Origin of the sequence: Serratia sp. BNK-33-b (genome assembly GCF_048684565.1) — a bacterium.
Taxonomy (GTDB): Bacteria; Pseudomonadota; Gammaproteobacteria; order Enterobacterales; family Enterobacteriaceae; genus Serratia; species Serratia marcescens.
Window position 1 is genome coordinate 2,293,211 of sequence record NZ_JBLQTZ010000001.1, and the last position, 13,133, is coordinate 2,306,343.

The following is a 13,133-nucleotide window of genomic DNA, read 5'->3' on the forward strand; positions in this document are numbered from 1 at the left end:
TTCTCCTCATCGTCGACGGTTGTGACACGAACAGATTGTCACCTTACGCTAGCGGAAGTCTCTGGATCCAAGATGCAAACCACCTCGTTGTCCGATACCCGGAAAATTTGGCCCGCGCTCATCATTTTTTTGCTGGTGTTCACTCTGTGTCTGTTGGGCATCGTGAGTCGTCCCGGCAGTTTTCTGGCAATATTCTGGCCGGTGAACGCCGTACTGCTGGCGGTTCTGGTGCGGCGGCCACAGTGGGCTACGCGGGCCGGCTGGGGCATGGCGGTGCTGGGCTATCTGGCGGCGGACCTGCTGACCGGCAGTTCGCTGCAAAAGGCGCTGCTGCTGAACGCCGCCAATCTGACCGGCGTCGTGGTGGGGTATCTGTTGTTCATGCGGCTGTCGCCGCCGGCGCGCACGTTGCAGCGTGGCGCTTCCAGCATGTACCTGTTCGGCATCTGCCTGGCCGCCGCCGCCGCGACCGGCGCGGTGGGCGCCGCAACTTCGCAGTGGCTGTTCGGCAGACCGTATCTGACCTCGCTGGCGCTGTGGTTCTCGTCCGAATTCACCAATTACGTCACGCTGATGCCGTTTATTCTGGCGTTTCCCGCCGATTGGCGACGTCGCCTTGCGGCGGCCGGAGCCCTGTTCACCCAGCGCAGCCAATGGCCGCGCGCGGGGCGAAAACTCACGGTATTGGCGCTGCTGTTGCTGGCGGCGGTGTGCAGCGTGCTGATCGGCGGCCCCGGGGCGGTGATCTTTCCCATGCCGGTGCTGCTGTGGCTGGCGATGTCCTTCTCATTGTTCTGCACCATGATTGCGGTGCTGATTTATGTGCTGTGGTGCCATCTGGCGATCGATTTCGGGTTGCTTAGCACGACGCTCGACATGAAAGTGTTGCAAAACGCGGTATCGATGCGTTTGGGCATCGCGCTGTTGGCGCTGGGGCCCATCGCCGTGGCCAGCATGAACTATGCGCGTAATGCGCTGCTGCGCACGCTGGAGCACGTGGCGAATCACGATGCGTTAACGCACGTGCTGACGCGCAATGCGTTTATGCAGCGCGGCGAACGGTTGATAGACCAAAAGGGCGAGCTGGTGTGCGTCATGATGCTCGATATCGACTATTTCAAATCGATTAATGACCGTTTTGGCCATGCCGGCGGCGATCAGGCGCTGATGGCCTTTACCCGCGCGATCGCCGCCGATCTGAGCGTCGGTGACCTGTTCGGCCGCATGGGAGGCGAAGAGTTCGCTATCGTTTCGACGCTCGGCCAGCCACAGCAGGGGTTGCAGCTGGCCGAACGGCTGCGGCAACGCATTGAGGCGGAATCGATCACCATGCCGGCCGGCCATCCGCTGCAGATCACCGTCAGCATTGGCATGGTGACCTGCCCGGGCGGTTCCGGCCACAGCCTGGCCGACCTGCTCAAACTGGCGGATCTGGCGGTATACAAAGCGAAAAACGCCGGCCGTAACCGGGTCGCCACGCCGGAATCTTACCCTCCGAACGATCCTGACCGCTGAACTTCCGATCCGGGTTGCGCGCCCGCCGTCTAAACTGGTAGGGGGCGCAGGCAACGTCGCCCGCGCTGAACCGACTGTCCTTAATCAGACAAGAGGATGCCAGGATGAAATACGTAGACGGTTTTGTGGTGGCGGTGCCGGCTGCCAACAAGGAGGCCTATCACCGGTTGGCGGCCGCAGCGGCGCCGCTGTTCAAAGAGTTTGGCGCCACGCGCATCGTGGAGTGTTGGGGCGATGACGTGCCCGATGGCAAGCTCACCGACTTTCGCGGCGCGGTGAAAGCCCAGGAAGACGAAGTGGTGGTGTTCAGTTGGATAGAGTACCCCTCCAAGGCGGTGCGCGACGCCGCCAATGAGAAAATGATGAACGATCCGCGCATGAAAGCGCTGGGCGAGATGCCGTTCGACGGCAAACGCATGATCTTCGGCGGTTTCGCGCCGATCCTCGATGCGTAAAGGAGGCGCAGATGGCCAGAATTACGCAACATCTGTGGTTTGAAAAGGACATGGAAGCGGCGCTGAATTGCTATGTCGCGCTGATCCCCGGTTCGTCCGTGAACTGGTTTTCCGACCTGCCGGCGGATACGCCGAGTGGCCCGGCCGGCAGCGTGAAGCTGGCTTCCTTCACGCTGGGCGACCAGCGCTACGCGGCGATCGAAGCCGGGCCGCTGGATCCGTTTAACCACAGCTTCTCCGTGATGGTGGAATGTGACGATCAGGCGGAAGTCGACCGGCTATGGGATGCCTTGAGCGAGGGCGGCGAGGCGGAGCAGTGCGGCTGGCTGCGCGATCGCTGGGGGCTGTGCTGGCAGATCGTGCCGCGGCGCCTGACGGAGTTGATGAACGATCCGGACGCCGCTCGTGTGCGGCGGGTCACGGAAGCGATGCTGCTGATGGGCAAAATCGACATCGCCGGGTTGGAAGCGGCGGCGCGGGGCTAGCGGAAAGAGAACGAGGGAGAGAAAGGATGCATCGAGAACGGCACAGTATCGAACGCATCGGTTGGCTGCGGGCGGCGGTGCTCGGCGCCAACGACGGCATCGTTTCAACGGCCAGCCTGCTGCTGGGCGTCGCGGCGGCCAGCGCCTCGCATTCCGCGCTGATGATCGCCGGCGTCGCCGGGTGGGTGGCCGGCGCAATGTCGATGGCCACCGGCGAGTATGTGTCGGTCTCGTCGCAAGCGGATACCGAAAAGGCCGCGCTGGCGGAAGAGCAGGCGGAGCTGCTTGAAGACTACCCGGGGGAGTTTCGCGAACTGACGTCAATCTACGTGCATCGCGGTCTGGATCCGGCGCTGGCCCGGCAGGTGGCGGAAAAGCTGATGGCGCATGATGCGCTGGAGGCGCACGCGCGCGACGAGCTGGGCATTTCCTCCGCTACCCGCGCCCGGCCGCTGCAGGCCGCGTTGGCGTCGGCCTTGAGTTTCTCCCTCGGCGCGCTGCTGCCGCTGCTGGTGGCGCTGGTGGGCTCGGCGTTCTCGGCGGCATCGCCGCGAAAACCGGCGGGGCGCCGATCTTGCCGGGCGTGGCGCGCATTCTCATCTGGAGCGCACTGGCGATGGCAGTTTCTTCCGGCGTTGGCCTGCTGTTTGGCGTGACGGCCGGCTAACGCCGCGCTTGCATCAATCTATTGCACCTCAAGCTCAGAATTTATCATTTGTCAGCCGTCGGCGTTCGCGGCAAGGTGACGGCAACGCCAACATCAGTCAGGGACACTTATGCAGAAATCACAGATCCTATCGTGGGTCGCCCAGCATCCGCTGTTGCAACGCATGGTCGCGCTAGAGCCGATCACCTGGTTCAATCCACGCGCGACAACGTTGGCCGCAGGGCTGCCCCACGTCGGGTTGACCGCCGCCGACGTCGCCGACGCGGAGCAGCGCCTGGCGCGATTCGCGCCTTATCTCGCTGCGGCCTTCCCGGAAACCCAACCGACAAAGGGGATCATCGAATCCGAGCTGGTGGCGATCCCCGCCATGCAGCAGGCGTTGGATCGGCGCTATGGGCAGTCGTTGGGCGGGCGCCTGCTGTTGAAAAAGGACAGCCATCTGCCGATTTCCGGCTCAATCAAGGCGCGCGGCGGCATCTATGAGGTGCTGACGCACGCGGAAAAGCTGGCGCTGGAGGCGGGGCTGCTGCACACCGGCGACGACTACGCCCGGCTATTTTCCGACGAGTTTCGTCAGTTCTTCAGCCAGTACCGCATCGCCGTCGGCTCGACCGGCAATCTGGGATTATCCATCGGCATCATCAGCGCCCGGCTGGGGTTTGACGTCAGCGTGCACATGTCGGCGGATGCGCGGGCGTGGAAAAAACAGAAGCTGCGCGACAATGGCGTGACGGTGGTGGAATACGCCGACGATTACGGCGTGGCGGTCGAACAAGGGCGCCAACAGGCGGCGAACGATCCGAATTGCTTCTTTATCGACGATGAAAACTCGCAAACCCTGTTCCTCGGCTACGCGGTGGCCGGCGGCCGCCTGAAGCGGCAGTTTGCCGAACAGGGCATCGTGGTGGACGCGCAGCATCCGCTGTTCATTTATCTGCCGTGCGGCGTCGGCGGCGGGCCGGGCGGAGTCGCCTTTGGCCTCAAGCTGGCGTTCGGCGATCACGTTCACTGCATTTTTGCCGAACCGACCCATTCCCCCTGCATGCTGCTCGGCGTCTACAGCGGGTTGCATGACGGCATTGCGGTGCAAGATCTCGGCATCGACAACCGCACGGCGGCGGACGGACTGGCGGTGGGGCGCGCCTCCGGTTTTGTCGGCCGGGCGATGGAGCGCCTGCTGAGCGCGTTTTACACCCTGAGCGACGAAGAGATGTTCGCGTTGCTTGGGTTGTTGGACAGGCACGAGCATATCCAACTGGAACCCTCCGCCCTGGCCGGCATGGCCGGGCCGTGGCGCGTTGCGGCCCATGCGGGGGAGCTCAGCGAGCAGGGCGTGAGCGCCGAGCACCTGGCCCAGGCGACGCATCTGGTATGGGCGACCGGCGGCGGCATGGTGCCGGCGGCGGAAATGGCGAAGTATCTCGCCGCCGGGCAGGCGGCGGAGTAAGGCGCAGTAAAAAGGGGCGAAAATCGCCCCTGATTGTCTGTCGTGCGGTTACAGCTGTTCGCCGTTGCTGGCGATCACCCGGCGATACCAGTCGAAGCTTTTCTTGCGCGAACGTTCGAGCGTGCCGGTGCCGTCGTCGTGTTTGTCGACGTAGATGAACCCGTAGCGTTTGCTGTACTCACCGGTGGTGAACGACACGCAGTCGATGCAGCCCCACGGCGTATAGCCGATCAGGTCTACGCCGTCTTCAATCACCGCTTTTTTCATCTCTTCGATATGTGCGCGTAGATAGTCGATGCGATAGTCATCGTTGATCTGGCCGTCCGCATCCACCTTATCGAAGGCGCCGAAGCCGTTCTCCACGATAAACAGCGGCTTCTGGTAGCGTTCATACAGCACGTTCAGCGAATAGCGCAGCCCGACCGGATCGATCTGCCAGCCCCAGTCGGAGGCCTTGACGTACGGGTTCGGCACATTGCCCGGGAAGCCGAACATGCCGTCGCTGCCTTCCACCGCGTTGGCCTGCAGCGCGTTGCTCATGTAGTAGCTGAAGCCGATGTAGTCGGTGCAGCCCTCGCGCAGGATCTGCGCGTCCTGCGGCTGCATCTCGATCTTCAGCCCTTTGCGTTCCCAATCGCGCAGCAGGTAGCTGGGATAGTAGCCGCGCATCTGCACGTCGGTGTACAGATAGCGCTGGTGCATCGCTTCCACGGCGTACATCACGTCGTCCGGCTTGCAGGAGTAAGGGTAAAACGGCACGCAGGCCAGCATGCAGCCGATCTTGAATTCCGGGTTGATCTGATGGCCGAGTTTGACCACCTGCGCGCTGGCGACGAACTGGTGGTGCAACACCTGGTACAGCGCCTGCTCAGGGTTGTCTTCCTGGGTGTAGTCCACGCCGGAACAGCAGTAGCCGAACAGCGGGTAGCGGTAGTTGCTCTGGTTGTTGATTTCGTTGAAGGTCATCCAGTACTTCACTTTTTCGCGATAGCGGCGCATCACCACTTCGCTAAAGCGCACGAAGAACTCCACCACCCGGCGATTTTTCCAGCCGCCGTAGGCTTTCACCAAATGGTAAGGCATTTCGAAGTGCGACAGGGTGATCACCGGCTGGATGCCGTATTTCAGCAACTCGTCGAACAGATCGTCGTAAAACTGCAGGCCGGCCTCGTTTGGCGTTGCTTCGTCGCCGTTCGGGAAGATGCGCGTCCAGGCGATCGAAGTGCGGAAGCATTTGAAACCCATCTCGGCGAACAGCGCCACGTCCTGCTTGTAGCGGCCGTAGAAGTCCACCGCTTCGTGGTTGGGATAGCGATAGCCGTCGAGCACGCCGTCGGTCATCACGCGATCCACGCCGTGCGAACCGCCGGACAGCACGTCGGCGATGCTTGGCCCTTTGCCGCCCCGATCCCAACCGCCTTCAACCTGGTGCGCGGCGACCGCGCCTCCCCACAGAAAATCTTTCGGCAACTGTTTCATCGTCAATGTCTCATCTTATTTAATGAAGGATAATAACGTTTGCATTGCCAATAGAGTAACAAGACCGAAAGAAATGTCACGATATAACAAATCGCCGTGCAAAGTGATTTGTCACAATAAAAAAACAGCCTGTTTTATTTTTCCGAATTAATATGCCCAAGCCGTTTGCCGATGGTTTCAATAATGTAAAGCACGGGGATCTGCGTGGTGATATTGTGATGCCCGCCGATCAAATGCTGCGGCACGTGGTAGGAGAGATTAAAGTCCGCCAGCCGCGCCAGTGAAGAGGTTTCGTTGTTGGTGATGCTGATGATCTTGCAGTGGTGCAGGCTGAACTGGCTCGCCAGTCGCAGGATCTCTTCGGTCTCGCCGGAGACCGACAACATGATCGCCACCGCGTTTTTATACATATCGCTGTTGACGGGATAATAAGGATCGTCGATATGGGTGCTGAATTTCCCGACGTTGGAAAAGAAACGCGCGCCATATTTCCCCAAGGCGCCAGAGGTGCTGATGCCGACGAAAATAATCCGCTCGGCGGCGGCGATATGGTGCGCCGCTTCATCGAGTAACTGATTAAATTCGTCGTTGCTGACGCTTTTAAAAAAACTGAGAATTTCGCCGATGCCGGAATCGACCGGCGGCGCATCGGTTTGCTCCAGATACAGTTTGAAACGGATGCGAAATTCTGAATAACCGTCACAACCCATTTTTTTGCAAAATCGCAGCACGGTGGTGGTGGACACGCCGGCGGCCTCGGCCAGCTCGCGGATGGTCATGTACATCACTTGATTTTTGTGTTTGCTGACGTAGTTATAAACCATCAGCTCCAGGGCGTTGAGCTCGGCGATTGCTTTATGGGTAAACATGAGTCGATCCGGCGGCTGAAAACGGGACATTTATCTGCGGGTTACCATAGCAAAATTCGCCGCTGCCGGCACTGCCGAACAAAAAGAAAAGCCGCACCAGTCAGGGGCGGCCCAGGGTTCACGACGAACAAATTAAAGCAAAAACGTTCCGGAAGACATGCCATGAAAACGCGTTTCATCACACAGAGTTAGCATAGGCCAACTGATGCCGGCGGCAAAATGCCGGTTTCTGCTTTCTAAAGCCAACGCGCGGCAAAAGCTATGGCGCCTCGGGTTTATCTTCTGACCAGCGGGCGGCGTTGACATCCACCTTAACCGGCAGCAGCCCGATGGAGGTGAATTTATCCGCCAACTGTTGTTGCTGCCTGAACACCTCCGGCGACATGCGCTGGCTGCCGAACGGCATGCGAGCGATGGCTCTGGCCCAAATGGCCTGATCCAGGCCGGTGCTCTGAGCGAGGATCGCCGCCGCCTCCTGTGGATGCCCGTTGGCCCAGTCGCTCAGCGCGCCGAGCTGTTGAATCACCTGTTTGGCGCTGTCCGGGTACGTTTCGGCAAAGCGGCGGCTGGCGAGATAGAAGGTGTAGTGCGGCACCAGGCCTTCCGCGTCTTTCAGCAGGCGGGCGTTGGCACGGGTTTCCACCTCGGCGTAGTAGGGATCCCAAATCACCCAGGCGTCGACGCTGCCGCGCTGGAAGGCGGCGCGGGCATCGCTCGGCGGCAGGTAGACCGGCGTGATGTCCTTGTAGCTCAAGCCGGCCTGTTCCAGCGCGCTCACCAGCAGGTAATTGACGTCAGACCCTTTGTTCAACGCCACGCGTTTGCCTTTCAGATCGGCCACGGAGCGGATCGGCGAATCCTGCGGCACCACGATGGCTTCGGTTTTCGGGCTGGGCGGCGAATGCGCCAAATAAACCAGATCGGCCTTGGCGGCTTGCGCGAAGGCCGGCGGGGCGTCGCCGGTCGCCGCCAGATCGATGCTGCCGACGTTCAACCCTTCCAGCATCTGCGGGCCGGCGGGGAATTCTATCCAGCGAACCTTGACGCCCTGCGGCTCAAGGGCTTTTTCCAGCGTGCCGCGGTATTTCAGCAGCGCAAAAATGTTGGCTTTCTGGTAACCGATGGTGATTTGCTGCGGTTTCTCCTGCGCGCCGGCCGGCAGGCTAAACAGGCCGAGCAGCAGGGCGGCGATCAGCGGCGTTGTGAGTTTTCTCATCCTGATTTTCCGATAGGCAAGTGAACGATAGCGATGACGCGCTGGGCGTAACGCCATGAAACGGCATTTAAATTTTCCTGCGGCGGGATAAGGGCGATGATAATGAGCGGCGCAGTGGCGTGTAAAGCGCCCGCTTATGCTGAATAATGCCTTGTTTAGCCATAAATGAGCTTAAGCGGGAGAGGGGCATGACGCTATGCCGCGTCACGCTCGCGCGAACGCCCCAGCAACAGCGGCACCAGCAGATACAGGGCGGCGGCCGACGCCCAGACCAGGCCGGGCCAGACATCGCGCGTGGCGGCATACAGCGCCGTCGCCACCAGCGGCCCCGCGACGCCGATCAGGCTGCCCATGCTGGCCAGCGTCCCTTGCAGCTCGCCCTGATGGTCGTCGTCCACCTTGTGCGCCATCAACGCCTGCAGCGCCGGCAGCGCCATGCCGCCCGCCGCGAAGAACGGCAGCAGCGCAAAGGGCGCCCAGCCGCGCGTGGCGATCGATAACAGCATCAGACCCAGCGCGTCGGCCGCCAGGCCGATCAGCAGCGCCTTGCGTTCGCCGAGCCGTGCGACCAGCGGGCCGATGGCGAAGGCCTGCGACAGCGCGTGGCAGGCGCCGTAACCGGCCAGCGACAGGCCCGCCACCATCATGCTCCAGCCGAAACGATCCTGACCGTATAAAATCCATAGCGTGGCCGGCGCCTGTGAAACCAGCGCCATGATCAGGTAAATGCCGGCCAGCGGCAACAGGCCCGGTTTGCCGTGCAGCCGTCGCAATGACGAAAAGGGATTGAGGCGGATTTTCTCGGCGGCGCGGGCGCGGGGTTTGCGCGATTCCGGCAGCAGGAAAAACGCCATGATCAGATTGAGGGCATTCATCGCCGCCGCCGCCAGGAAGGGCGCATGCAGATGCCATTCGCCCAGCGAGCCACCGAGCAGCGGGCCGACGATAAAGCCGACGCCGAACACCGCGCCCACCAGGCCAAAACGCCGCGCGCGCTGGCCGGCAGGAGTAATATCGGTAACGTAAGCGGTGGCGACCGCCATGTTGGCGCCGGTGATGCCCGCCAGTAACCGGCCCAGATAGAGCCAGGCCAGCGTCGGTGCGAACGCCATCAGCAGATAGTCGGCCGCCGCGCCGGCGAGCGAGATGAGCAGCACCGGCCGCCGGCCGAAACGATCGCTCAGCGCGCCGAGGATCGGCGAGAACAGAAATTGCATTAACGCATAGGCCGCCAGCAGGGCGCCGTAGTGCAGGCTGCCGGCGTCAAGACCGCCCAGCGAACGTAACAACGCCGGCAGAATCGGCATGATCAGACCGATGCCCACCGCATCCAGCAACACCGTCAACAAAATAACCAGCATGGGTTTTTTCAAAATTGTGACTCTAACAGTGATAGAGTATTGAGTATTCCACAGTTACCCTATCAGTGATAGAGATATGAACGAAAAAAATACTGCGACACGTTTAACGCGAGAAACCGTCCTACGCGGGGCGCTGGCGTTGCTGAACGACATCGGCATCGATGCCCTGAGCACCCGCCGCCTGGCGCAACATTTGGGCGTGCAATCTCCCACGCTCTATTGGCACTTCAAGAACAAGGCCGAGCTGCTGAAGGCGATGGCGGAAACCATCATGCTGGATCACCGTGAAGAGGTGCCCGCCGACATGCCCTGGCAGGATTGGGTTGTCACCAATGCCGGCAACTTCCGTCGGGCTCTGCTGGCTTACCGCGACGGCGCGCGTCTGCACGCCGGCACCCGGCCGCAGGAGCCGCAATTCGCCATTATCGAGGCCAAGGTGGCGCTGCTGTGCCGGGCGGGCTTGACGCCGGAACGCGCCGTTAATCTGCTGTTCGCCGTCGGGCGCTTCGTGGTGGGCTGGGTGCTGGAAGAGCAACAAATGCAGCCGGACGATGCGCTGAATGACGCCGATCGCCGGCGTTACCCGCTGCTGTGCGAAGGCTGGGAAACATTGCAGGATAAGGGGGCAGACGCGCTGTTCGAAGCCAGCGTGCGGCTGTTGGTTGACGGCGCCGAGGCCGAATTGATGATCGACAATAATCACGGCAAGCAATCATAAAACCGGGCTTATCTATCGGAAATTTATAGAAAATACCCACTTTTCGTTAAAGCCATGGCGGCTACATTCCCTTAACATCATCAAGTCTTTTGATGATAATTATTAGCATGCTGCTTAATTATTCGCCGCAGTGATGTTACGGATTGAATCCGTTTGTTTAAGGGATAGTTTCACCATGGAAATCAATGTTAATGGCCGGGTGGTTCCACTCGGCGATATCTCGCCCGACACGCCGCTGTTGTACGTTTTACGCAACGATCTGCACTTGAATGGCCCCAAATACGGCTGCGGCCTGGGGGAGTGCGGCGCCTGCACGGTGCTGATCGACGGCGTCGCCGCGCGTTCTTGCTCAATGCCGCTGGCCGCGGTAGGAAGCAAGTCCGTCACCACGCTGGAAGGCCTGGGAACAGCGGAAACGCCGCACCCGGTGCAGCAAGGGTTTATCGATGAGCAGGCGGCGCAGTGCGGTTACTGCGCCAACGGCATGATCATGACGCTGGTCGCGTTGTTCGAACGCGAGCCGGATGCAGATGAACAGACAATCAAGAAAGAGCTGGCCTACAACCTGTGCCGCTGCGGCACCCACCTTGAGATCTTGCGCGCCGCCGAGCGCGCCCGCGATCTGCTGGCTGCGCGGAGGCAAGCATGAGCCGCCTCGAACTGACCCGCCGACAGTTGTTGCAGGCCGGGGGTGTGGTGATGGTCAGCAGTCTGCTGCCCGCGCCGTTTAACGCCTTCGCCGCCGAGGCGGTTTCATCGCCTGCCGATCTGCCGCTGGATCGGGTGGACAGCTTTATCAGCCTCACCGCCGACGGCCGGGTGACGGCCTTCAATGGCCACGTCGATCTCGGCACCGGCATTCGCACCGCGCTGGCGCAGATCGTCGCCGACGAAATTTGCGCGCCGTTCGAGCACGTCACGATGATCCTGGGCGATACGCAACGCACGCCGGATCAGGGGCCGACCATCGCCAGCGCCACCATCCAGGTCACGTCGGTGCCGCTGCGCCAGGCGGCGGCGCAGGTGCGACATATGCTGACGGCGCTGGCGGCCAAAGCCTTCGAACTGCCGGCCGACCAGCTGACGGCGGCCGCGGGGCAGGTGTTTGTGACCAAGAATCCGGGGCGTTCTTTGAGCTATGCGCAGCTGGCGAGCGGGCAGAATCTGCACGTGGCGCTGGATAAAAACGTGCCGCTGAACGGTGAACAGCAGAATCGTTACGTCGGCCGCGCCGTTGCCCGAGTCGACATTCCGGCCAAAGTGAGCGGTGGGCTGACCTACGTGCACGATCTGCGTTTGCCCGGCATGCTGCATGGCCGGGTGGTACGCCCGCCTTACGTAGGCGCCGACAGCAGCGCCCCGCTGGGCGGCGGCCTGTTGTCGGTGGATGAACGTTCGATCGCGCACCTGCCGGGCATCGTGAAACTGGTGGTGATCAACGATTTCATCGGCATCGTGGCCGAGCGCGAAGAGCAGGCGGTCGCCGCCATGCGCCAGCTGAAAACCGAATGGAAACCCTGGGCCGGCTTGCCGGATCTGTCGCCGGAAGCGCTGCCTGCCGCGCTGGAGGCCAACCCGAAAACCGACCGCGTGCTGCGCGACGATGCGGGCACGGATGCCGCGCTGGCGGCGCTGCATACTGAAGTGCGGGCTGATTATGTCTGGCCCTACCATCAGCACGCCTCGATCGGCCCTTCCTGCGCGGTGGCGGAGGTTAAAGACGGGCGGGCGCAGGTGTGGTCCGGCACGCAAAACCCGCACGATCTGCGCAAAGACATCGCCACGCTGCTGGAATTGCCGCCTGAGCAGGTGCACATCACCCGCATGGAGGCCTCCGGCTGCTATGGCCGCAACTGCGCCGACGACGTCTCGGCGGACGCGGCGCTGTTGGCGCGGGCGACCGGCCGCCCGGTGCGGGTGCAGCTGATGCGCGAACAGGAATCCGGCTGGGAGCCGAAGGGCACCGGTCAGCTGATCCGGGTGCGCGGCGGCCTCGACGCGCAAAACCGAGTGGCGGCCTACGAGTTGAAAACCAGCTATCCGTCCAACAATGCGGTGACCTTGCCGCTGGTGTTGACCGGCAAGATGGCCAACCGGGCCGACGTGCAACAGATGGGCGATCGCACCGCCATTCCGCAATACGCGTATCCGCACATGCGGGTGATTTGCCAGGACGCCGCGCCGATCGTGCGGGCGTCGTGGATGCGCGGCGTTTCGGCGCTGCCCAACGTGTTCGCCCATGAGTCCTGGATCGACGAGCTGGCCTGGCGCGCCGGCGAGGACCCGATCGCGTTTCGCCTGCGTTACCTGAACGATCCGCGCGCGGTGGCCTTGATCGAGGCTCTGAAGCGCCAGGCGAACTGGCAAGACGGCCCGGCGCACCGGTCGCGCGCCGCCGGCGCCGAAGTGGCGAGCGGCCGCGGCTTCGCCTATGCGCGCTATTTCCACAGCAAATTCCCCGGCTTTGGCGCCGCCTGGGCGGCCTGGGTGTGCGATCTCAGCGTCAACCGCCTTTCCGGGCAGATCACGCTCGATAAAATTTTCGTGGCGCATGACTGCGGCCGGATGATCAACCCGGCCGGGGTACGCCATCAGGTGCACGGCAACATTATCCAATCCGCCAGCCGGGTACTGAAAGAGTTTGTGACCTTCAACGAGACGGGGGTGACGTCATTGGACTGGGGCGGCTATCCGATCCTGCGCTTCGACGAATTGCCGCAGATCGATATCCAGCTGATCGACCGCCCGGACGAAGCGCCGATGGGCGCCGGAGAGTCCGCCTCGGTGCCGAGTGCGGCGGCGATCGGCAACGCGCTGTTTGACGCGCTCGGCGTGCGTCTGCGCGAGGTGCCGTTCACACCGGCGCGGGTGCTCGCCGCGCTGCGCGCTCAGGCCGGCCATTAACCCCCCGTAACGAACAA

The 13,133-nt window shown here is 62.1% G+C and carries 11 protein-coding genes and 1 pseudogene; 8 read left to right on the forward strand and 4 right to left on the reverse strand.

Translation table 11 applies throughout. The annotated features are described in order from the left end of the window. Nucleotides 1-72: 72 nt before the first annotated feature. The 5 genes and pseudogenes from ACMGGK_RS10945 to ACMGGK_RS10965 all read left to right on the forward strand — a co-directional run bounded on the left by ACMGGK_RS10945 (nucleotide 73) and on the right by ACMGGK_RS10965 (nucleotide 4,569). Nucleotides 73-1,515: a sensor domain-containing diguanylate cyclase gene (locus ACMGGK_RS10945; RefSeq protein ID WP_049299304.1), complete on the forward strand. Its 1,443-nt coding sequence runs from the start codon at nucleotides 73-75 to the stop codon at nucleotides 1,513-1,515. Between the two features lie 104 nt (nucleotides 1,516-1,619). Beyond that, on the forward strand, nucleotides 1,620-1,970 hold the full coding sequence (locus ACMGGK_RS10950; protein WP_025302905.1) for a DUF1428 domain-containing protein: 351 nt from the start codon (nucleotides 1,620-1,622) through the stop codon (nucleotides 1,968-1,970). A gap of 11 nt (nucleotides 1,971-1,981) precedes the next feature. Beyond that, a complete protein-coding gene (locus ACMGGK_RS10955; protein WP_015377932.1) occupies nucleotides 1,982-2,455 on the forward strand; it encodes a VOC family protein in 474 nt (157 codons plus the stop codon). A gap of 26 nt (nucleotides 2,456-2,481) precedes the next feature. After that, nucleotides 2,482-3,122: pseudogene (locus ACMGGK_RS10960) on the forward strand (VIT1/CCC1 transporter family protein). A gap of 109 nt (nucleotides 3,123-3,231) precedes the next feature. Continuing rightward, entirely contained in the window at nucleotides 3,232-4,569 is a 1,338-nt protein-coding gene (locus ACMGGK_RS10965) for a D-serine ammonia-lyase (protein WP_420276883.1), read from the forward strand. A 48-nt stretch (nucleotides 4,570-4,617) separates the two neighbouring features. On the opposite strand, the gene ACMGGK_RS10970 is transcribed toward ACMGGK_RS10965, so the two are convergent. From ACMGGK_RS10970 to tet(41), 4 genes are all read right to left on the reverse strand, one after another. Next, complete coding sequence (locus tag ACMGGK_RS10970; protein WP_139375584.1) at nucleotides 4,618-6,054, reverse strand: 6-phospho-beta-glucosidase; 1,437 nt, start codon at nucleotides 6,052-6,054, stop codon at nucleotides 4,618-4,620. Nucleotides 6,055-6,182: 128 nt separating this feature from the next. Further along, nucleotides 6,183-6,917, reverse strand: a complete 735-nt coding sequence (locus tag ACMGGK_RS10975) for a MurR/RpiR family transcriptional regulator (RefSeq protein WP_016927659.1) — start codon at nucleotides 6,915-6,917, stop codon at nucleotides 6,183-6,185. A gap of 259 nt (nucleotides 6,918-7,176) precedes the next feature. After that, on the reverse strand, nucleotides 7,177-8,133 hold the full coding sequence (locus ACMGGK_RS10980) for a sulfonate ABC transporter substrate-binding protein (RefSeq protein WP_420276884.1): 957 nt from the start codon (nucleotides 8,131-8,133) through the stop codon (nucleotides 7,177-7,179). A gap of 194 nt (nucleotides 8,134-8,327) precedes the next feature. Continuing rightward, a complete protein-coding gene (tet(41), locus tag ACMGGK_RS10985) occupies nucleotides 8,328-9,506 on the reverse strand; it encodes a tetracycline efflux MFS transporter Tet(41) (RefSeq protein ID WP_071525934.1) in 1,179 nt (392 codons plus the stop codon). A 64-nt stretch (nucleotides 9,507-9,570) separates the two neighbouring features. Here tet(41) and tetR point away from each other — a divergent pair, with 64 nt between their 5' ends. From tetR to ACMGGK_RS11000, 3 genes are all read left to right on the forward strand, one after another. Further along, nucleotides 9,571-10,212 (forward strand): tetracycline resistance transcriptional repressor TetR, encoded by a 642-nt coding sequence (gene tetR, locus ACMGGK_RS10990; protein ID WP_049299297.1) that lies wholly within the window; start codon nucleotides 9,571-9,573, stop codon nucleotides 10,210-10,212. A 175-nt stretch (nucleotides 10,213-10,387) separates the two neighbouring features. Next, on the forward strand, nucleotides 10,388-10,861 hold the full coding sequence (locus ACMGGK_RS10995; protein ID WP_337055297.1) for a (2Fe-2S)-binding protein: 474 nt from the start codon (nucleotides 10,388-10,390) through the stop codon (nucleotides 10,859-10,861). Then, nucleotides 10,858-13,116 carry a xanthine dehydrogenase family protein molybdopterin-binding subunit gene (locus ACMGGK_RS11000; RefSeq protein WP_197766382.1) on the forward strand — a complete coding sequence of 753 codons (2,259 nt, stop codon included), beginning with the start codon at nucleotides 10,858-10,860 and terminating at the stop codon, nucleotides 13,114-13,116. The genes ACMGGK_RS10995 and ACMGGK_RS11000 overlap by 4 nt, the downstream gene beginning before the upstream one ends. Nucleotides 13,117-13,133 lie beyond the last annotated feature (17 nt).